Genomic DNA, 20198 nt, shown 5'->3' with positions numbered 1-20198 from the left:
CGATCGGGAAGATCGCCGGCGAACAGCTGATCAAGCTGATGACGCTCGGGCTGACCGAACAGCAGGCGGAGGAGGAGATCATCAACGGCTTTTTGGCGTGAGGCGCCGGCAAGCCTCCCCTCGTCGTTCCGCGCAGGCAATCGCCGACGCGAAGCCCATACTGAAGGGGACAGGGTTATCTACCCCGTCCCCTCTCAATTTTACGCCCTCACCAGGTTCGGCGGCTCCTGCCCGGCCAGGGCGACGGCCACGTTACGCACCACCATGAAGCCCGTCTCCATCTAGGACCCTACCGTCGCAGCACCAACACATGGAGCGGCAGCATGCGCGTGACGTAACCCTTCGGCATTGAAATCCTTCCTGAAGCGCCTCTCAGGCGCTACTCCTTCGGTTCCTCGACGACGACGGACTGCATCACGACGTCCTTTACGGGTCGATCTCCCTGCGCGGTCTCCACGTGCCCGATGGCCTCGACGACGTCCATCCCCTCGACGATCCGGCCGAAGATCGCGTGCTTGCCGTCCAGCCACGGAGTGGGGACCAGCGTGATGAAGAACTGCGAGCCCCCCGTGTTGGGGCCTGCGTTGGCCATCGAGAGGACTCCGGGGGCGTCATGGGCAAGGCCCGGCCCGAACTCGTCCTTGATCTTGTACCCGGGGCCGCCCGTTCCCGTGCCGGTGGGGTCGCCGCCCTGGATCATGAAACGGTCGATCACGCGGTGGAAGATCACGCCGTTGTAGAAGCCAGGCCGGGCCAAGTCGATGAAGTTGCCGGCGGTGACGGGCGCCAGGTCCGTGTAGAGCTCCGCCTGAAACTGCCCCATGTTGGTGTTGAACACCGCCACGGGGCGGCGGGGCGTTTCCCCCTCCGCCGCGCAGGCTGCGCGGGGAAGGAGCAGCGGAAGGCACACCGCCGCCGCGGCGCAGAGAAGCTCAAGGAAAATTCTCATCGTCTTCATTTAAAATATCTCCTCTCAAAAAAATCGGGGCCCGCCGACGCGGGTCCCGAAGTCTTTCGTCAACGCGCCCCTACCGCGACTCGGGACGGGCCCTGTACCACTCGATGAGGGCGCCCGTCGCCACGAACATGGAGCTGTAGGTGCCCGCGATGATGCCCACGAGCATGGCGTAGCTGAAGGCCTGCAGCACGGGTCCGCCCCACACGCACAGGGCGATGACCGGGAAGAGCGTCGTCAGCGTCGTGTTGATCGTACGCGCCAGGGTCTGGTTGACGGAGTCGTTCACCAGCTTTTCGATGCCGTCGCGGCCCAGGTCGCGCCAGTTCTCACGGATGCGGTCCAGGATGATGATCGTGTTGTTGAGGGAGTAACCGACGATCGTCAGGATGGCCGCGATGAAGGAGGAGGAGACCTCCATCTGCGTGAGGCTGAAGAACCCCAGGGCGATGAGGACGTCGTGCACCAGGGGCACCACGCTCACCACCGCGAAGCGGAAGCGGAAGCGCACCGTGATGTAGATCAGGATGGCAACCAGCGCGATGGAGACGCCAATGACCGCCTGACGGCGGAGCTCGCCTCCCACGACGGGCCCCACCTTCTCGTAGCCCGATACCTTCATGTCGGGGAAGGCCTTCTGAAGGACGGAGATCACCTGCTCGCGGCTCTCCTCGGTGTCCTCGTTCGTGCGAATGATGACGCCCTTCTCGCCGAACTTCTGGATCATGGCCTCCTGGGCCACGACGCCGGAAACGACCTTGCGGACCTCCGCCACCTCAGGCAGGTTGTCGAACTCCAGCTGGATCACGTTGCCCCCCGTGAAGTCGATGCCGAGGTTCAAGCCCCTGGTAAAGAGGAAGGCCAGGCTTGCCAGGACCAGGACGGCGCTCAGCAACAGAGCGGGCCTGCGAAGCGCCATAAAGTTATAGTTTCTGTTCATCGCAATCCACTCCTTAGCTGCGCTTCAGCGCGTTCTGCCGGCGGCTGACGAAGAGCTGCAGCAGGGCCCGGGTCACGACGACGTTGGCGAACACGCTGGCCACGAGGCCGATGGAGAGCGTCACGCCGAAGCCGCGGACGGACCCCGATCCGAAGTGGAACAGGACCAGCGCCGCGATGAGCGTCGTGATGTTCGAGTCCAGGATCGTCACCAGCGCCTTGCGGAAGCCGGCGTCCAGGGCTGCGATGGGCGTCTTTCCCGAGCGGACCTCCTCGCGGATGCGCTCGTAGATCAGGACGTTGCCGTCCACGGCCATGCCCAGCGTCAGGATGATGCCCGCGATGCCGGGGAGGGTCAGCGTGGCGTGGAACGCGATCAGCCCGGTGAAGATCAGGAGGATCGTTACCACCAGCGCCACGTCGGCGGCCAGCCCCTGGAACCTGTAGTAGATGAGCATGAACACCAGCACCATGGCCGCGCCGAAGAGGCCGGCCTGCATCCCCTGCCGCACCGAGTCCGCGCCCAGGCTGGGACCGACGGAGCGGTTCTCCGCGATCTCCACCGCCACGGGCAGCGCACCGGCCTTCAGCATGATGGCCAGCCGCGAGGCCTCGTCGGCCGTGAAGCGCCCCGTGATCTGGGCCTCACCGCCCGAAATGCGGTCCTGGACCACGGGAGCCGAGATCACGACATCGTCCAGCACGATGGCGATCTGTTTTCCCACGAGGCGGCCCGTGGCCTCCTCAAAGAGCTTCGCCCCCTCGGGACTGAAGGAGAGCGACACGCCCATGCGCCCCAGCCTGTCCGGGTTGATGGAGGCCGTCTCCAGGTCCTTCCCCGACAGAAGGCTCTTCCCCAGCAGGTAGAAGCGGGACGCCTCCCCCTCCTCCTCCTCGCTCGGGGCCACGATGGCGCCCTCGATGTCCTTTGCCCGCGCGGCGAGGTCCGCGCTGGAGTTGTTCTGAGCCTCCACAGCGGCACGCCAGCGCTCCTGGGCCTGGCTGAACTGAAGGTCGCTGTCATAGTTCTTCCGCTGAGGCGCGGGAAGGGTCGAGGCGGTGACGTCCAGCACCTCCCGGAAGTCCATCTGCGCCGTCTTGCCGATCAGCTCAAGGGCCGCCTTGGGGTCCTGGATCCCCGGCAGGTCGATGATGATCCTGTCCTCGCCGCTCTTCTGGATGATGGGCTCCGCCACTCCGTACTGGTCCACGCGGTTCCGCAGCACGGCCAGAAGGCGGTCGATGCTATCCGGCCCCACCGGGTTCTCCGGCGTGTCCTTCGCCTGAAGGACGATGTGGGCCCCGCCCCTCAGGTCAAGCCCCTGGTTGATCCGCCCCTTTATCGGCCACGAGTAGGCCAGAGCGGCAACGATCACGATCAACACGACCCAAAGCCGCAGTCGATCCCTACGATTCATGCTTATCCCCCTGCATCAAAAAAGCCAGCCGCCGCGCCGCCCCGCGGGCGGGCTCGGCGTTCCGGGGACGGCCGCGAGGCCGCCCCATGCCAACGCTCTCCTAGTCCTTCTTCTCCTCGGCTGCGGGCTGCCCCTGGGCCGGCGTGCGCTTCGTCTGGACCGCGGACCTCAGGATGCGGACGCGGACGCCCTCTCCCATCTCGATGAGGAAGGTGTCGTCCCGAACCTCCTTCACCGTGCCCAGGAAACCCCCGATCGTGACGATCTGATCCCCCCGCCCGATGCCGGAGATCAGGGAGTCGTGTTCCTTCTGGCGCTTCCTCTGGGGGCGAATGATGAAGAAGTAGAAAATGACCACGAAGATGACCAGCGGAAAGAGCATCCCCATCAGGCTGGCCTGCTGCTGGGGGGCGGCGCCTCCCTCTCCCGACGGTGCCGACGCGCCGCCCCCGAAGAGCGACCCGCAGGGCGAAACCGCCGTCGTCTGCTGCGCCGCCTCCGGCGCTGCTGCTGTGTCTGCCATGAAAATACCTCCCCTGAAAGTTTTTTCTAAAATAGCACCTCTCGGCGGGCAACGATCTTCCGCCGAGAGGCAGAACCCCAAGCCTCAGGAGGCTCGCGAACGAGGTTTGATTATAACAGATTTTGAGGGCGCAGAGAGCCTGGAACTACCTCTTCCAGGCCACCACCTCGATCTCCACCAGGACCTCCTTCGGAAGGGCCTTGACGGCCACGAAGGAGCGGGCCGGGGCCTCCGCGTCAAAGTACTTGGCATAGACGCCGTTCACGGCAGCAAAGTTTGCCATGTCCGTCGCGAAGACCGTCGTCTTCACCACGTCCTTCAGGCCGTAGCCGGCGCTCTCAAGGATGGCCTTGACGTTCTCCAGGGACTGCTTCGCCTGCTCCTCGACGCCACCCTGAACGACCTCGCCTTTGGCGTTGGCCGGAATCTGGCCGGACACGTAGAGGAACTCTCCGGCCTGGATGGCCTGGCTGTAGGGACCGATCGCCGCAGGGGCCTTGTCGCAACTGATGATCTTCTTCATGAAACGCATACCTCCAAATGGTTTTAAGATAAAGGCGACCGCACGGACCCAAAGCCCGCGCGTTTCAAGAACGCCGCCCTATTCTACAACTTTTAGGGCCCTTTAGGCGCGCCCCGCGGGCTCACTCCCCCCAGGGGTTCTCGTCCGGGGAGACCGGACGCTCCTCGACCTGCTCCCAGCTCACGGTCCCGGGCCGCTTCAGGAGTGCCTCCTCCGCGCACAGCACGCGCGCCTTCAGCACCCGGTTCATGTAGGCCACCTCCAGGACGCTGCCCTCGCGCACCTCGGAGGCGGGCTTGCAGGGCCGCCCGTCGATGCGCACCGCCCCCAGCTCCGCCATCTCCTGAGCCGCGCTGCGGCGCTTGACCAGGCGGGCCATCTTCAGGAACTTGTCAACTCGCATCGCGCACCCCGCCTCAGGCGACCGACGCCACGATTTCCTGAGCCTCCTGCTGGATGCGCTTCAGGTGATCCGGGCCCTTAAAGCTCTCCGCGTAGATCTTGCAGAGGTCCTCCGTCCCTGAGGGACGCGCGGCGAACCAGCCGCCCTCCGCGACGACCTTGAGCCCGCCGATGGGTGCGTCGTTGCCCGGCGCCTTCGTGAGCCGCGCCACGATGGGGTCCCCCGCCAGCGCGTCGGCCCGCACCGCATCGGGGGAGAGCTTCGCCAAGGCAGCCTTTTGTTCCGGCGAGGCCGGCGCATCGATGCGGGCGTAGCAGGACTCCCCGTACCGCTCCGTGATCTCCTTGTAGTGCTGCGCCGGGTCCTTCCCCGTCACGGCCGCGATCTCCACGGCCAGCAGGTCCAGGATGATGCCGTCCTTGTCCGTCGTCCACACCGAGCCGTCGCGGCAGAGGAAGGACGCCCCGGCGCTCTCCTCGCCGCCGAACCCCATGGAGCCGTCCAGGAGCCCTTCGACGAACCACTTGAACCCGACGGGAACCTCGCAGAGCCTGCGCCCCATCCCCTCCGTCACCCGGTCGATGATGGAACTCGACACCACCGTCTTGCCCACCGCGGCGTCCGCTCGCCAGCCCTTGCGCGTTCCGAACAGGTGTCGCACCGCCACGGCCAGGTAGGCGTTGGGGTTCATCAGCCCCGCGGGCGTCACGATGCCGTGGCGGTCGTAGTCCGTGTCGTTGCCGAAGGCCACGTCGAATCGGTCCTTCATCTTCAGCAGGTTCGCCATCGCCCAGGGCGAGGAGCAGTCCATGCGCACCTTGCCGTCGTGGTCCAGGGGCATGAAGGAGAAGGTGGGGTCGATCGTCCGGTTGACGACCTCCAGGTTCCTGATGCCGTAGAGCTCGACGATGGGGTCCCAGTACCCGATCCCCGCCCCGCCGAGGGGGTCCACGCCGACGTGCAGGCCGGAGCGTGCGATGGCCTCCATGTCCAGGACGGAGGCCAGGCCCCGAACGTAGGGCATGACGTAGTCCTCAAAGTGCGTCGTCTCCAGTTTCACCGCGCGCTCGAAGGGGACCCTCTCGATAGAGCGGACTCCCCCGCGGATCAACTCGTTGGCGCGCCCCTGGATCCGCGACGTGATCTCCGGGGACGCGGGGCCTCCGCTCGGCGGGTCGTACTTGATGCCGCCGTCCTCCGGCGGGTTGTGGGACGGCGTGATCACCATGCCGTCCGCCACGGCCCCTCCGGCCTCGCGGTTGTGCGCCAGGATGGCGCGCGAGATGACGGGCGTCGGCGTCGGGGCAAAGCCCTCCTGCAGCACGACGTCCACGCCGTTCGCCGCCAGGACCTCCACGCAGGTGCGCAGCGCGGGCTCCGACAGGGCATGGGTGTCCGCCCCAATGTAGAGCGGCCCCTGGATGCCAGCCTCCCTGCGGTGCTCCGCCACGGCCTGAGCGATGGCCAGGATGTGGGCCTCGTTGAAGCTGCGAAGCCTGGAGGAGCCGCGATGGCCCGACGTGCCGAACGCCACCTGCTGGGACCGGGCCTCCGGGTCCGGCTCCAGGGTGTAGTAATCGCTGATGAGGGCTGGAAGATTCACCGGCTTGCGCGCCGCCTCTGTGACCTTTTCCATGGTTGCAGAACCTCCTCATTGAAAACTCTATTCCAATCCATGCCCTGACCCTCCGCCTGAAACTTCCGGAAGAGTGCGCCCTGCGCACGGCATCTCAGTCGGACTCCGAGCCGTGCCCCCAGAACGTGACGCCGCGCTGGCTTCCCTCGTAGAAGTCGAGGGCATTTTGGACCTCCAGGATGAAGGCGTCCCGCCTTCCCCTCAGCTCCTCCAGGGAATCCGTGAATCGGCGGTCCCTGCGGTAGAGCTCGCGATAGAAGGTCCGGATGGCCTTCCGCGTTTCGGCGGAGAACCCGGCCCGCTTCAGCCCCACGGAGTTCAGTCCCTCAAGGCGCAGGGGCTCGCCCGCCGCCAGCGTGTAGGGGGGGACGTCCTTCGCCACGCGGTAGAGCCCGCCCACCATGCAGTAGCAGCCGATGCGGACGAACTGATGGGCCCCGGCCATGCCGCCGAACACCGTGTGGTCCCCAACCTGGACGAAACCGGAGAGCCCCACCTTGTTGGCGATGGTGACGGCGTTTCCGACGTGGACGTTGTGCGCCAGGTGCACGCCGTCCATGATGAGGCATCCGTTCCCCACCACCGTTTCGTTGCCCTCGCCCGTCGCCCGGTTGATGGTGACGTTCTCGCGGATGACGTTGTCGTCGCCGATGCGCACCCGGGACGCCTCTCCCCTGTAGCTGTGGTCCTGGGGCTCGCCGCCCAGGGCGGTGTACTCGTAGATATGGCAGTTTCGACCGATGGTGACGCCGTCGTGGACCGTGACGAAGGCGTTCAGCACCGTCCCCTCCCCGATGACGACGCGGGAGTCGATGCAGCAGTACGGGCCGACGCGAACGCCGTCCCCCAGCTCCGCCCCCCGCGCGACGATGGCCGAGGGATGGACGCTGACGCTCACTTCTCACCCTCCTCGTGCTTGTTCAGGGTCGACCCCACCATGAAGATGAATTCGCCCTCCGCCACCACCTCGTCGTCCACGTAGCCCGTGACCCGCGCCCTGCCGGCAACACCCCTGAGCCGCGTCAGCTCCGCCTTCGTGACCAGTCGGTCCCCGGGGCGCACGGGCTTGCGGAATCGGGCCTTGTCCACCCCGGCGAGGAAGGCGATCTTCCCCGTCTGCTCCTTCCCCAGCCGGACGGCCACCAGCACGGAGGCCACCTGCCCCATGGCCTCCAGGATCAGCACGCCGGGCATCGTCGGGTCCCCGGGGAAGTGACCCTGAAAGAAGGGCTCGTTGATCGTGACGTTCTTGTAGCCCGTGACGTGCGACTCGTCGTACTCCGTGATGCGGTCCACCATCAGAAAGGGATAGCGGTGCCGCAGCATGTTCATGATCTCAATGATGTCCAAACCCCATACCTCCTCGCAGGGCTCATCCCACGGGGGATCACGCCTGTCTTTTCACCAGCGCCCGAAGGCGCTCCGCCATCTGCAGGTGCAACTCATGCCCCGCCTTCACGGCCACCAGGTGGGCGTAGAGCGGTCGCCCCAGCGCCGCCAGGTCGCCGATGAGGTCCAGCGTCTTGTGCCGGACGAACTCGTCCGGCCAGCGCAGCCCCCCCGACGCCCGCGCCGAGGCCCCCTCCACCAGGATGGCGTTGTCCAGCGTCCCCCCCAGGGCCAGCCCCTGCGCCCGCAGCGCCTCGATCTCCTGCGCCATGGCGAAGGTCCGCGCCCCCGCAACCCGCCCCAGGAAGCCCTCCGCGCTCCAGGCGAACTCGAGCATCTGCACGCCGATCACGGGCGCATCGTAGCGCACGACGCAGGTGACGTGAAGCCCCTCCGCGGGAAACGCCGCGACGAAGCGGGACTCGTCCCCCACCCGGAGGGAGGTGGAGAGGCTCAGAGGGGCCGGAGCTTCCCCGCAGGGCTCCGAGCTCTCCATCACCGCTGCGCCGACGAGGGCCGCGCAGCCGTCCAGCGCCGGCATCTCCCCCCCCTCCACCTCAAGCCGGGCCCCCCAGACTCCAAGGCCCGTCAAGGCGGCAAGGACGTGCTCGCAGGTCCGGACCCTGCGGCCGTCCGGGAAGAGGTAGTCCGACCCGCGGCCGCTCCCGGACAGGGTCATCCTCTCGATGGGGGCCTCCTGTCCCTCCGAGGCCAGGACGATGCCTCCCTCGGCCGGCAGGAAGCGCAGCCTGCACTCAAGCCCCGAGTGCAGGCCAATGCCGCTGAAGGAGAGGGGGCGGAGCAGGCGGCGATACCGCCCGGCGCCCGCTGCGTCCAGGGGGCTCACCTTTTTGCCTCCGCCAAACTCTCCCGCTCTCCCGAACGGGCCTCAAGGCGACGCTCCAGGCTCCGAAGCCGCTTGAACAGGGCAGGGAGGTCCGCAGCCAACACCATGGCACGCTTGGCCTCCTGGTGGGGCCGCGCGGGGAAGCCGGACAGCACGGCCCCGGCGGGAACGTCGTTTGTGACGCCCGTCCGGGCCGCCAGCACGGCACCCCGGCCAATCGTGACGTGGTCCGTGATCCCTGCCTGCACGGAGAGCGTCACCCCGTCCTCCAGGACGGAGCTGCCCGCGATGCCCGACATGGAGCAGAGGATGCAGCCGCGCCCCACGCGCACGTTGTGCCCCACCTGGACGTGGTTGTCGATCTTCGTCCCGTCGCCGATGACCGTGTCCTCCATCGTGCCGCGGTCCACGGTGGAGCAGGCCCCGATCTCCACGCGGTCGCCGATCTCCACCCCGCCGATCTGGGGGATCTTCACGGGACCGTCCGGCGAGGGCAAAAAGCCGAAGCCGTCACAGCCCAGGACGCAGCCGGAGTGCAGGATGCAGTCCCGCCCCACGCACACCCCGTCCAGCAGCACGGCTCCGGGCTCCAGGATCGTCCTCGCCCCAACGCGGCACCGCGCGCCGACGAAGGCCCCCGCGCCGACCTCCGCCCCGCCCTCGACCACCGTTTTCGGTCCCACCACGGCATGAGGCCCCACCCAGGCGTCGGGGTCCAGGGAGGCCTCCGGGTCCACCACCGCCGTGGGGTGCACGCCGCGGCGAGCGGGGCGCTCCGGCACGAAGAACGCGAGGAGCTTCGGCAGCGCCTCCCGCGGACGATCGGAGACGATCCCGTCCCGTCCCGGCTCGAACAGGGCGAGGGGGGCCAGGATGGGCACGTCCTTCCCTACCAGCGGCAGAGCCCGCTCCTCCCACACCGGGCAGATCGTCCTCTCGTTCGCCGTGCCGGGTGCCGCGACCAAGGACACCGTCCTCTCCCCCCTGCCGATGGCCTTCAAGCCAAGCTCCTGGGCCAGGGCGTTCAGGGTGACCTCCTTCATCGTACTTCCTCCTTCTGCGCGGATCACAGGGACCACAGCCCCCTCAGCCCCACCCGATCGTCGTTCGTCCCGTCGTAGTAGATCTCGATGGAGATGTGCTCGTCGACGCGGTAGCCCAGCGCGCCCTCCTGCCCCAGCTCCGGGCTCCAGCGCCACCAGAGGTACGGCCGACGCATCCGGGAGGGGCCCCACTGCAGGCGGCCAAACCACTCCTCCTCCGGCCATTGCACCTCCGCGCCGGCCCAGAGGTCCCCAAAGAGGCGCAGGCGCAGGCCCAGGCGGCGCGTCAGCTCAAAGGCCTCCAGCTCGACGACGGCTTCTCCGTAGAGCTCGAGGTCCACCCCGGTGAGGTTCGCCGTGTTCCATCCAAAGAAGGCCCCCGCCTCCGGGTAGCGGTCCTCCAGTCCGGCGTAGGCCGACACCCAGACCTGAAAGAGAAACCGATCACTGTCCACCCTGGCGTCCAGCTTCGCCACGGGCGCGGCGACGAACGTCGCCTCAGCCTGCGCCCGCATGTTCTCCACGGAGTGACGCTCCTCCAGAAACTCCTGCGCCATCCTCTCCGCGTCCGCCCTGTGGTGCGCCACCCAGGACACCGGGAGCCCGACCAGCGGGGAAAAGGCCGTCACCAGCTTGGCCTGAAGGTCGGACTGAAGCATCACGGGGATGGTCCGCGAGTAGATGGAGGGGGTCACCGCCAGCACGAGGGGCGTCCCTGGACGAAAGGAGATCGTCAGCGTCCCGCCTGTCGGCGAGAAGGCAACCTGAAGGGAGAAGTCCCAGCCCGGCGTCCTGGCCTCCAGGGCCTCCGCGATCCGCGCCCTCAGGGCCTCGTCCGCCCACGTGAGCGCCGCCTCCGGCAGCGGGCGCAGCAGGGCCGCGATCTCCTCCACAAGCCCATCCACGTCCGCACGAAACCAGTCGGAGAGCGTTCCGCGAAACTCAGGCAGTCTCAACTCCACGTCCCACGACGTCCGAGCCTCCGGGACGAAGCGAACGGCAGGTCCATTTTCCCCCCGGCGCACCTCGACGTCGTAGCCCACGAAGAGCCGCCCCGCTACCGTGGAGAGGGTTCCCTCCCGGTCCACGCCGAGGTCCTTCGGAATCTCGTTCCAGACGGCGTCGAGGCTGCGGCGGACCGCGGGCTCAAGCCAGGTCGGAAGCCCGGAAACGCTCAGGTCCGCCCACGCGGGGGCAGGGACGAGCAACGCGAACAGGGAAAGGAGCGCGGCCGGAAGGAGCGCCGTTGCTGTCCACAAGGGCCTCCGGCGTCGAGCACCGCACCCTGGCCCGGAACGGCTAGAACATATCGCCGAAGCCAAAGTACGTCTTGTTCTCGTCCTCGCCGTGCGCGTAGTCCACGCGCAGGTTGCCGAAGGGGGTCTTCACCCGGACGCCGACGCCGTAGTTGTCGTGGAGGTCACCCCAGTCCATGGAGTTGCTGGCGTTTCCGACGTCAAAGAACCCCACCAGCGTGAAGTTGTCGTGCACGGGGAGCCGAAGCTCAAAGTTGCCCAGGAGGACGTTGCTGCCCTCGAAGGAGCGGCTGCTGTACCCGCGAAGCGTGTTCATCCCGCCGAGGGAATAGCGGGCGAAGGCGGGCAGCTCATCGTTCGTGGCCGACCCGACGCGAAGCCGCGCGGCCAGGATGATGGGGTTCTCATCGGTCCACGTCCCCTCGACGTCCACGACCCCCTCCACCAGCTTGTTCAGGGGCGTGTACCACCGCAGCTGGGTCCAGTACTTCATGTAGTCGAATTCGCCGCCCAGCCCCTCGAAGGCCTTCTCCAGGGTCGTCTCCCACACGAGGCCCTTCGGATAGGGCAGGTAGGGGTCGCGCTTGTCCAGCGTGAACTGAAGCTCGACCGTCTGATTGGTGCCCTCCCACATCGTGAGGTCGTCGATGTAGCCCGGAATCGTGTTGTGGACGTCGTCGTAGCTGGTGTCCTCGTGGCGAAGCGTCGCGAACCAGCTCCAGTCTTCGTTCTTGAACTTCTTGCCGATCCCCGCGTAGAACTGGGTGTTCTTCTCGTCGAACTCGAACTGACGCTCCCCCTGGCGATAGTAATAGCGATCGTCGTAGGTGCGGTAGCGCGCTCCCACGCGCCACGCCCAGGTTTCGGAGTCCATATAGGGGCTGGACAGCGACAGCCAGTAGCTGGCCTCGTCGCCCTCGTCGAAGCCGATCTCGAAGTTGAGCCCCTTGCCGAACAGGTTCGTGTCCCCGTAGGTCAGGCCGCCGCTCAACCCGCTCTCGCTGCCGTAGGCCAGGTTCACCCCCACGGAGGCCGTGCGCTTCTCCTTCACGGTCAGGATGAGGTCCACCACGTCGTCCTGGTTATCCGGGCTGTCGAAGGCGACGTTGACGTCCTCGAAGTAGCCCAGTCCCTGCAGCTTCCCCAGCTGGTAGCGGAAGCGCGTGACGTTGAAGAGGTCCCCCTCCTTCAGCTTGATCTCCCTCCGGATCACCTGCGTCTTCGTCCGGGTGTTGCCCTGGATGATGACGTTCCCCACCCTGGGCTCCAGTATCTTGACGCGGATGTCACCGCCCTGCACCTGCACGTCCGACACCCGCACCATGACGTAGCCGTCCGTGTGGTAGCGGTTTTGGATCCGATCCAGGTCGTTGCGGAAGAAGACGCGGTTGAAGACCGTCCCGACCTGGGAGAAGACCTCCTTCATCAGCTGCTCGCTCGTGTAGACGGTGTTGCCCTCGAAGACGATGGACTCCACGATTGGGTTCTCCCTGACGGAGAACGTCACGGCAACCCCGTCCTGCTCCGGCGTGAGGTCCGCGTCCACAAAGGAGAAAAAGCCCTGGTTGTAGATCGCCTCAATGTCCTTCTGAAGCACGTCCCGATCCAGCGTCTGCCCTACCTTCGTCGAAACGACGCCCAGGATGTAGTTCGAGGTGACCTGGCTGTTCCCCGAAACGCTCACCCTCGCGACGGGCACGGCCTCCGCTCCAGCCTCGGCCGCCACGGGCAGGCACAGGAGCACCATCGCCAGAGCCCCCGCCAGGAAGCTCCATACCGATCCAAGACGCCCTCCCGCGGAGCCCCTTAACAAAGTGCAGCTCAAAGGTCTTCCACTTCCTTTCAAATTTCCTCAAAAACCTTTCAAGTTTTGAAACGTTCCTAAAATAACGATGTTATCAAAAAAACTGGCGCGTTCACCTTCAGCGGGCCTCATTGCACCCTGTCGATTCGGATCGCCGGCCCCTCGTTCCTCAGCGCCCTGGCTCCCGTCTGAAGCAGCAGGAACATCTTGTCGTCGGGCACCGTGCCCCTTTCCTGGGGGGCCGGGCGCACCGCGGTCACCCGCTGCAGCCTCGGCGCTGGTGCGGCCGCCCGCGTCCTCCTGTCGGAGGGGGGCCGCCTCTCGGCCTTGACTGAGCGGGGAGGCACAGGAGCGGATTCCGCCGGGGCCGGAAGTGGCGTTTCAACCCTTCGCTCAGGCTCCTGGGCCACGGCGCGGGCCTCGTGGCGAAGGGGCAACCCCGCTAACCCTTCCTCCCGCGACAGGGGGGACGGAACGGCCAGCACGGCGAGGAGCACCAGCGAGGCCAGCCAGGTGACGACCGCGCGGCGGACGCGGCGGGGCGTCCGAGCCGCTCCCACGCTCCGCCACACGTCGGACCGCAGGTCCTCCAGGTCCGCCCTGGCGCACTCCGCGTCCATCAAGGCACTCTCGATGGCCCCGGAACGATAGGAGCTCTGAAACCGTTCCAGCCATCGAATGATGCCGGCTATGCGCCTGTCCATACCACCCTGGACCATCCCGCACCTCCCCGCGAACTCCCGTCAAAGGCCGCTGTTATCTTATCCCGTCCCCCGCCTCTTTTATGGCATGGCCGTCCAGCCCAAGCCACGCCCGAATCTTCGCCACCGCCGTCCGGCGCAGGCGATAGACGTGGCTGATGTCCATCCGCTGTTCCGCCGCGACGTCGCGGGGCTCCTTGCCGTCGAAGAAGAGCGCGGACACCACCGCCGCCTCGCGCCCCTGGAGCCGGGCGATGCTGTCCGCGACATCCAGCCAGTCCTGCCGGTCGTCGTCCTCCTCCGGTTGGGCCGTCGTGAGCCACTCGTCCGGCACGGGGATGGGGGCGCGCCGCTCCGAGCGCTCCAGCAGGTTGACCATCTGGCCGTGAATCCGGTGGTAGGCGTAGGTGGAGAACCGCAGCTCCCGGTCCGGGTCGAAGCGGTCCGCCGCGCGGATCAGGGCCAGCATCCCCTCCTGGACGAGGTCCTGCTTGAGGGACGGAGCCACCCGGAGCCGCCCCGCGATCCAGAAGACCAGCGGGCGGTAGGCGACGATCAACTCCTCCCGCGCCGCCGCATCCCCCTCGCGACAGAGGCGCCACAGCTCCCGCTCCCTCTCAGGGGACAGGGCCCTCGCGTTCTTTTCAGTCGCTTCGGTCTTCTTCATCGTTCACACCAGGCTGCCGGCCTCGTCCCACACCGGCAGGGTCCGGCCCGCGCGGCCGCCCCGAACGTGCAGGTCGTCGTTGGCAAAGCGGATGCAGGCCCTCCCGTTCCGAAGCTCCACGCCGGTCATGGCACAGTTCGTGACGTCCATGTTCCACACCTGATGCGGGTCGAAGCCCACCAGCACCGCGTAGAGCGCCCGCATCACCCCGCCGTGGGACACGATGACGATCCGCGTTTCCGGTCCGTCCAGTATCTTGCCCACGGCTCGCTCAAGGCGGAGGCGTATGTCCTCCCACCCCTCCGCGCCTGGCGGCGGGTTGAAGAAGGGGTCCGCCCGCCAGCGCGCAAAATCCTCCCGGCGCTCCTCCTTCAGGCCGGGGATCGAAAGCCCCTCCCACCCCGCGAAGTCCACCTCGTGAAGCTCCTCCAGCACCGCGGGGACAAGCCCATGGCGTTCCGCCACGGCCCGGGCGGTATCGAGGGCCCGGGAGAGGGGGCTCGAGTAGACGGCCTCCGCACACCAGGAGGAGAGGCGCTCCGCCAGGGCCTGAGCCTGCCGGCGGCCGACGTCGCTCAGCGATATGTCCGTCTTGCCCTGAAAACGCCGTGCTTCGTTCCACTCCGTCTGCCCGTGGCGCACCAGCACGACGCGCCGAAAAATCGATGACTCCGCCACACGTCTTCCCTCCCCGGCGCCCCGTCTTCCAATCCTCAGACCGGTCGCCGCCCATACGGCCTGTTGGACCCATTTAACTTGAAATTATAACACGCTGCCTGCCTTCCTCCCTACATAGAAAGGCCTGAAGTGCAGGGCGCCGCAGGTGCAGGACGGACCGTGGAGCGTGGGCGGAGGGACCGTGACGCCATAGGGGCTTAAAGCGGGCAGAGGCGTTGCCAACTCGCAAAAATGCTGATAAACTGACCTGAGAGGTGAGCGCGGTGAAACAGGATCTGACGGATTGGCTGAACGGCACGAACGCATTGAATAACGCGGCCTCCAACGAGGGGGCGCAGGAGTTCCTTTTGGCCCCCCCTGCGACGGGGGGCGGTGGGGAGCCCAGCACGGTGCGCCCGGAGCCCGACCTCCTCGAACGACCTGCCGACCCCGCGCCTCAGGCGGAGGATGTGGGGGGTTCAAACCCCGAAGCGCCCTCCGAGCGGCAGCGGGCACCCCTCCGGTGGCCGGCGCCCCCCTCGCGGCGCCCCGCAACGGGCGCACCGGACCAGGAGGGGAGCGTCCCCCTGGCGGAAAGGTCCCCCCTGGGCACGACGCCCATGGAGCTGGAGTCCGACGCCGCGCTGAATCTAAACGCCGTCCAGGCTGCGGAGCCCCTGGAGCCGGACGAGCCGTCCGAAGGGGAGTCCCTCCCCGCTCCCCAGGAGGTTCTCGATCCCTCCGAACCGGAGGAGAGTACCGAACCCCAGGACGCCCCGCAGGAGGAGAGCACCCCCGCTCTCCAAGAGGTTCCCGCGTTCTCCGAGCCAGAGGAGGAAACCGACCCCCAGGACGCCCTGCAGGAGGAGAGCGCCCCCGCGCCTCAGGCATCCTACGAGGAGGAAACGGAGGTCCCGGCCCACGCGATCTCCCGCCCCGCCGACTGGGACCCCGATGAAGAGGAGCCGTCGGACGAGGAACTGGAGCGCGACCTGCTCTTCTCCAAAAGGCTGCACCAGGTCATCCAGATGCGGCGGGACCGCGCGGAGGAGCTCCGCGGGCAGGAGAGCGGGCGCAGACGGAGCACGAGGCGCCGGGCCGTCTTCTGCACCGCGATCCTGCTGGTCGCGCTCATCGCCTACGGGGCCGTCCGATACGTCCAAAGCACCTCCTACGACTGGCTGAGCGACAGGGCGGAGCGGCTCTACCGCGAGGAGCGGTACGAGGCGGCCATCGACGCCTACGAGGACGCCCACCTGAAGTTCCCCGACTCCCCCGCCCTCCTGATGGGCCTCGCGCGGTCCGCCATAGGGGCCGGACGCTTTCAGACGGCGGACCTGGCCCTGGAGCGCTGCCTTCAGGTCCTCTCCCAGGACGACGCGGCGGGGCGGGCGCAGGCACTCTACGAGAAAGCGGCCGTCCGCGCGGCCCTGGACGACGCGGAGGGCGCTGTGGCGCACCTGCTGCAATCGACCCGGTACGCCCCGAACGACTACGACGTCTACATCCTTCTGGGACAGCTCCTGGAGAGACAGGGGAAGGCCCAGGACGCCCTCCGCGCCTACCGCGTCGCCCTGGACCTCCGCCCTTCCTCGGAGGAGGCGGACACGGCGATGCGGCGTATGCTGGAGGCCGTCAAGGCGTCCACGGAGTCGAAGCAGGACCTTCGCCCCGCCTACGAGAAGCGCATCGAGGTGGGGACGGTGGCCCTGAACCTGAAGCGCTACGACGAGGCCGTTTCCTATTTCTCTCAGGCCCTTGAGATCCGGAGCGACGACCCGCGGCCGTGGCTGGGGCTGGCGGACGCATGGAGGAACAGGGGGGAGCCGGACAAGGCCCTCAAGGTCCTGGACGACGCCCGGAAGACGTGTCCGGGGGACCCGACCATCGAAACTCTGCGCGGCGAGGTCGAGGAACAGCTCGGCCCACGCAGGCCGGGGGCGGGAGGACGCTCTTAGGCTCCCACGAAGCACTCAGGAGGGACTGCTATGGAGGACGCATTTTCTGCGGCGCTGGCGCGCGCCGGTTCGGCGGTCGGCGGGGCCGTCGTTGAGGAACTCCGAAAAAGGGGCTTCGACGCCCTCTACGCCGCGACGAAGGAGCAGGCGCTGGCAGCCGTTCTGGACCTGATCCCCGCCGGAGCCAGCGTCGGGGTTCCCGGCTCCGTGACCGTTCGGGAGGTCGGCGCCATGGAGGCGCTTCGGGCACGAGGCTGCCGGGTGATCCAGCACTGGGGCGACATGTCCTCTCAGGATCGCGCTCAGGCGCGGCTGGACGAGAACGCCGCGGACTTCTTCCTCACGAGCGCCAACGCGCTCACGCAGGCCGGAGAGATCATCAGCATCGACGGCATGGGCAACCGGGTGGCTGCGATGGCCTGGGGGCAAGGGAAACTGATCTTCGTCATCGGCCTCAACAAGCTGGCTTCCACCCTGGAGGACGGCATCCACCGGGCGCGGTCCGCCGTGATCCCCAACGCCCTGCGGCTGGGGGAGGAAACGCCCTGCACCAAAGCAGGGCGCTGCGTCGACTGCCGCGCCCCCTCGCGGGCCTGCCGCGCCATGCTGATCCTGGAGGCGCCACCCCGCGGACGCGCCGTTCACGTCATTATCGCAGGGGAGGGCCTGGGGTACTAACGCCGGGGCCTCCCAGAGAACAGGAAGGTTATCGTTTATGGAGAACAGAGATAAGATCGTCGTGCTCCTTGCCGGGGGCAGGATCGTTCACCGTCCTGAGGCGGAGAAGGACACGGAGCAGCGGCAGGAAACGCTCCTCTCGAACGCGGAGTTGGCGGCCCTCCTGCCCGACGACCTGAAGGACCTCACGTCGTTTCAGGCGTGGAGCTCCCAGCCCATATCCAACTGCAGCCTGCGGATGTGCAGCGACATCATGCACATGGCGGCGGGCTACGTCAACGACGAGGGCGCGAAGGGGGTCGTCGTCACCTGCGACGTCCAGGGCATGGCGGAACTGGCCTACTTCGCGGACCTCGTGTGGGGGGTCAACCCGCCCCTGATCTTCACGGGCTCCATCTTCCACGCCGGCACGCCGAACAGCGAAACGTCCCTGCGCCTGGGCCAGGCCGTCCGCGCCGCCCTGTCCGGCTTCTGCGCCGGCAAGGGCGCGCTGATCTGCCTGGGGGACGCCGTCTACGCCCCGGCCGACGTCATCAGCATCTCGAACTCGCGCAGCGTGGGCGTCCTGGCCTTTCCAGAGACCCCGTTGGGCGTCTTCCTGCAGCCCTCCGGGCGGCTCCTCCCCCTTCGCGCGCCCCGCGCCCGTCAGGCGAAGGGCATCGACACCGTCCCGGCCCGCAACGTCGCCATCGTCAGCGCGTCGCTGGGCGACGGCGACCTCATCCTGAAGGCCATCCTGGACAAGCGCATCGAGGAACTGGACGGGCTCGTCATCGCCGCCTTCGGCGACGGGGACGTTCCCTCCTCCTGGCCCCCCCTTCTGCGCAAGATCCTGCGCGAAGGGGTGCCCATCGTTCTGGCCACGCGCTGCCCCATGGGATACGTCCAGCCGCTGGACAGCTTCGAGGGCAGCGCGGCGCAGCTCCTGGAGATGGGGCTCTTCAGCGCCCGGGGGCTCACTCCGCTTCAGGCGCGAATCCGCCTGGCCATCGGCCTGGGGGACGGCCTGAAGGGCGACGAGCTGCGTCAGTACATGGACTGGCAGGGCGAGAAGTAGTATGGCCATCGCAGCGATCGTCGGCAGGCCCAACGTCGGCAAGTCTTCGCTGTTCAACCGCTTGATCGGGCGGCGGGAGTCCATCGTGGACGACGCGCCGGGCGTGACGCGGGACCGCATCTACGGCGAGGCGGAGTGGCGCGGCCGGTCGTTCTACGTCATCGACACGGGAGGGATCCTGGGGGAGGAGTCCGCCTTCAGCGCAGGCATCCGCGCCCACGTGGAGGCGGCCATCGAGGAGTGCGACGCCGTCGTCATGGTGCTGGACGGCCAGGCCGGGGTCACCACGGCGGACGAGGAGGTGGCCCACCTCCTGAGGCGCAGCCGCAAGCCCGTCATCGTCACCGCCAACAAGCTGGACGACCTCAAGCACGACGACAACGCCAACGAGGCCTACGAACTGGGCTTTGAGCACGTCGTGCCCATCAGCGCGCTGCACAAGCGCAACCTTGAGGACCTGCTGGACCTGCTGACGGAGCTGCTTCCCGATGAAAAGCTGCAGGAGGAGGCCACGGACGAGGTTCGCCTCGCCATCGTGGGCAAGCCCAACGTGGGCAAGTCCTCCATGCTGAACGGCCTGGCCGGCGCCGAGCGCTCGCTGGTCAGCCCGGTGGCGGGGACCACGCGGGACCCGGTGGACACTGCCGTCACGCTGGAGGGGCAGCGTTTCCGCATCGTGGACACCGCGGGCCTTCGCCGGCGCGGCCGCATGGACTCCGCCCTGGAGTACTACTCCTTCGTCCGCACCCTGGCCGCCGTGGACCGCTGCGACGTGGCGCTGCTCCTGATGGACGCGCAGGACCCCTGCACGGACCAGGACAAGAAGATCGCCGCTCACGTCGTGGAGAAGGGCAAGGGGCTGGTCCTCATCCTGAACAAGTGGGACCTGGTCACGGGGGAGCGGCCCGGCGACAAGCTGACGAAGCGCATCCGGGACGACATGCCCTTCCTGAGCTGGGCGCCCATCCTCTTCACCTCCGCCAGGAGCGGCCGCGGGCTGCAGCGAATCGCCCAGACGGTCCTCGCCGTGCGGGAGGCCCGCCGCCGCCGCATCCCCACCAACGTCCTGAACCGCCTGATGCGCGACGTGCTGGCCTTCGACCGCCTGCCCTCGAACCGCAAGGGCCGCTCCCTCCGCATCTACTACTGCTCCCAGGCCGACACGGAGCCGCCGACCTTCATCTTCTTCGTCAACGAGCCGGACATCGTGAACACGGCCTTTGAGAACCACGTCCGCAACGAGCTGCGGCGGCTTCAGGACTTCACCGGCACGCCGCTGCGCGTCTTCTGGCGCGGGAAGGAGAAGGAGTAGGGGCATCACACGGGCGACCGTCAGTCCCGCGCCCCCCCACTCCCCTCACTCCCTGCGGTCGCTGTGGCGAGGCCCCGTCTCTGCCAGCGCGGGCCGGCCAGCCGCGCCAGGAAGATCGTCCCCCGCCCGCAGAGCTCGACGCACATGGCCAGCCACACCCCGCGAAGGCCCCTGCGGGGAGCCAGGAACGCCGCCAGAGGAAGGCGCACGCCCCACATGCTGGCGAGGGCCATCAGGCTGGAAAAGAGGGTGTCCCCCGCCCCGCGAAAGACGCCCGCAGCGACGATGTACGCCCCGTACAGCGGCTCCGCCAGCAGCTCGACGCGCAGCACCTCCACGCTCAGGGACAGGATATCCGGATCGGCCGTCATCGTGCCGATCACCAGCGGGGCCAGGAGGTAGAGCAGGGCGCCGCCGAGGGTCATGACGGCC

General features: G+C 67.6%; 22 protein-coding genes. 5 read left to right on the top strand and 17 right to left on the bottom strand.

The genetic code is table 11. The features are described from left to right. Positions 1 to 2: 2 nt before the first annotated feature. Positions 3 to 101: a SufD family Fe-S cluster assembly protein gene (locus tag Q0629_RS04670; protein WP_366123082.1), complete on the top strand. Its 99-nt coding sequence runs from the start codon at positions 3 to 5 to the stop codon at positions 99 to 101. A gap of 278 nt (positions 102 to 379) precedes the next feature. On the opposite strand, the gene Q0629_RS04665 is transcribed toward Q0629_RS04670, so the two are convergent. From Q0629_RS04665 to Q0629_RS04590, 16 genes are all read right to left on the bottom strand, one after another. Continuing rightward, the gene (locus Q0629_RS04665; protein WP_298779550.1) at positions 380 to 958 is read right to left on the bottom strand and encodes a peptidylprolyl isomerase; all 579 of its coding nucleotides are present in this window, start codon (positions 956 to 958) and stop codon (positions 380 to 382) included. 70 nt (positions 959 to 1028) lie between these two features. Further along, a complete protein-coding gene (gene secF, locus Q0629_RS04660) occupies positions 1029 to 1895 on the bottom strand; it encodes a protein translocase subunit SecF (RefSeq protein WP_298779548.1) in 867 nt (288 codons plus the stop codon). Between the two features lie 13 nt (positions 1896 to 1908). Beyond that, positions 1909 to 3312: a protein translocase subunit SecD gene (secD, locus tag Q0629_RS04655; RefSeq protein WP_298779544.1), complete on the bottom strand. Its 1404-nt coding sequence runs from the start codon at positions 3310 to 3312 to the stop codon at positions 1909 to 1911. Positions 3313 to 3412: 100 nt separating this feature from the next. Further along, positions 3413 to 3835 carry a preprotein translocase subunit YajC gene (yajC, locus tag Q0629_RS04650; protein ID WP_298779541.1) on the bottom strand — a complete coding sequence of 141 codons (423 nt, stop codon included), beginning with the start codon at positions 3833 to 3835 and terminating at the stop codon, positions 3413 to 3415. 145 nt (positions 3836 to 3980) lie between these two features. Then, the gene (locus Q0629_RS04645; protein ID WP_015556364.1) at positions 3981 to 4358 is read right to left on the bottom strand and encodes a RidA family protein; all 378 of its coding nucleotides are present in this window, start codon (positions 4356 to 4358) and stop codon (positions 3981 to 3983) included. 121 nt (positions 4359 to 4479) lie between these two features. Continuing rightward, on the bottom strand, positions 4480 to 4761 hold the full coding sequence (locus Q0629_RS04640; RefSeq protein ID WP_015556365.1) for a S4 domain-containing protein: 282 nt from the start codon (positions 4759 to 4761) through the stop codon (positions 4480 to 4482). A gap of 13 nt (positions 4762 to 4774) precedes the next feature. Next, positions 4775 to 6397 (bottom strand): phosphoglucomutase (alpha-D-glucose-1,6-bisphosphate-dependent), encoded by a 1623-nt coding sequence (gene pgm / locus Q0629_RS04635; RefSeq protein WP_298779535.1) that lies wholly within the window; start codon positions 6395 to 6397, stop codon positions 4775 to 4777. Between the two features lie 94 nt (positions 6398 to 6491). Next, a complete protein-coding gene (gene lpxA / locus Q0629_RS04630) occupies positions 6492 to 7295 on the bottom strand; it encodes an acyl-ACP--UDP-N-acetylglucosamine O-acyltransferase (protein ID WP_298779532.1) in 804 nt (267 codons plus the stop codon). After that, complete coding sequence (fabZ, locus tag Q0629_RS04625) at positions 7292 to 7747, bottom strand: 3-hydroxyacyl-ACP dehydratase FabZ (RefSeq protein ID WP_298779529.1); 456 nt, start codon at positions 7745 to 7747, stop codon at positions 7292 to 7294. Before fabZ ends, lpxA begins: the two co-directional genes overlap by 4 nt. Positions 7748 to 7784: 37 nt before the next feature. Beyond that, positions 7785 to 8633: a UDP-3-O-acyl-N-acetylglucosamine deacetylase gene (locus Q0629_RS04620; protein WP_298779527.1), complete on the bottom strand. Its 849-nt coding sequence runs from the start codon at positions 8631 to 8633 to the stop codon at positions 7785 to 7787. After that, positions 8630 to 9676: a UDP-3-O-(3-hydroxymyristoyl)glucosamine N-acyltransferase gene (gene lpxD / locus Q0629_RS04615; protein ID WP_298779525.1), complete on the bottom strand. Its 1047-nt coding sequence runs from the start codon at positions 9674 to 9676 to the stop codon at positions 8630 to 8632. The genes Q0629_RS04620 and lpxD overlap by 4 nt, the downstream gene beginning before the upstream one ends. A gap of 23 nt (positions 9677 to 9699) precedes the next feature. Continuing rightward, on the bottom strand, positions 9700 to 10935 hold the full coding sequence (locus tag Q0629_RS04610) for a hypothetical protein (RefSeq protein ID WP_298779523.1): 1236 nt from the start codon (positions 10933 to 10935) through the stop codon (positions 9700 to 9702). Between the two features lie 40 nt (positions 10936 to 10975). Then, complete coding sequence (locus Q0629_RS04605; protein WP_298779521.1) at positions 10976 to 12757, bottom strand: POTRA domain-containing protein; 1782 nt, start codon at positions 12755 to 12757, stop codon at positions 10976 to 10978. A gap of 107 nt (positions 12758 to 12864) precedes the next feature. Beyond that, the gene (locus tag Q0629_RS04600) at positions 12865 to 13455 is read right to left on the bottom strand and encodes a hypothetical protein (protein WP_298779519.1); all 591 of its coding nucleotides are present in this window, start codon (positions 13453 to 13455) and stop codon (positions 12865 to 12867) included. 37 nt (positions 13456 to 13492) lie between these two features. After that, a complete protein-coding gene (locus tag Q0629_RS04595) occupies positions 13493 to 14104 on the bottom strand; it encodes a sigma-70 family RNA polymerase sigma factor (RefSeq protein ID WP_298779517.1) in 612 nt (203 codons plus the stop codon). A gap of 3 nt (positions 14105 to 14107) precedes the next feature. Further along, complete coding sequence (locus Q0629_RS04590; RefSeq protein WP_298779515.1) at positions 14108 to 14782, bottom strand: histidine phosphatase family protein; 675 nt, start codon at positions 14780 to 14782, stop codon at positions 14108 to 14110. Positions 14783 to 15045: 263 nt separating this feature from the next. Here Q0629_RS04590 and Q0629_RS04585 point away from each other — a divergent pair, with 263 nt between their 5' ends. From Q0629_RS04585 to der, 4 genes are read left to right on the top strand one after another with little or no spacing between them, the layout of a single operon-like run. Next, entirely contained in the window at positions 15046 to 16719 is a 1674-nt protein-coding gene (locus Q0629_RS04585; protein ID WP_298779513.1) for a tetratricopeptide repeat protein, read from the top strand. Positions 16720 to 16749: 30 nt separating this feature from the next. Continuing rightward, positions 16750 to 17397, top strand: coding sequence for a lactate utilization protein (locus Q0629_RS04580; RefSeq protein WP_298779510.1), 648 nt, complete (start codon positions 16750 to 16752; stop codon positions 17395 to 17397). 37 nt (positions 17398 to 17434) lie between these two features. Beyond that, a complete protein-coding gene (locus Q0629_RS04575) occupies positions 17435 to 18454 on the top strand; it encodes an asparaginase domain-containing protein (protein ID WP_298779508.1) in 1020 nt (339 codons plus the stop codon). A 1-nt stretch (position 18455) separates the two neighbouring features. Next, a complete protein-coding gene (gene der / locus Q0629_RS04570) occupies positions 18456 to 19766 on the top strand; it encodes a ribosome biogenesis GTPase Der (RefSeq protein ID WP_298779506.1) in 1311 nt (436 codons plus the stop codon). Between the two features lie 20 nt (positions 19767 to 19786). On the opposite strand, the gene Q0629_RS04565 is transcribed toward der, so the two are convergent. Continuing rightward, on the bottom strand, positions 19787 to 20198 hold a 412-nt coding region (locus Q0629_RS04565; RefSeq protein WP_298779504.1), incomplete at its 5' end, for an MATE family efflux transporter.

This window comes from uncultured Fretibacterium sp., assembly GCF_938030725.1.
In the GTDB taxonomy this organism is placed as follows: Bacteria; Synergistota; Synergistia; order Synergistales; family Aminobacteriaceae; genus Fretibacterium.
This window is presented reverse-complemented; position numbering and strand designations above follow the sequence as displayed.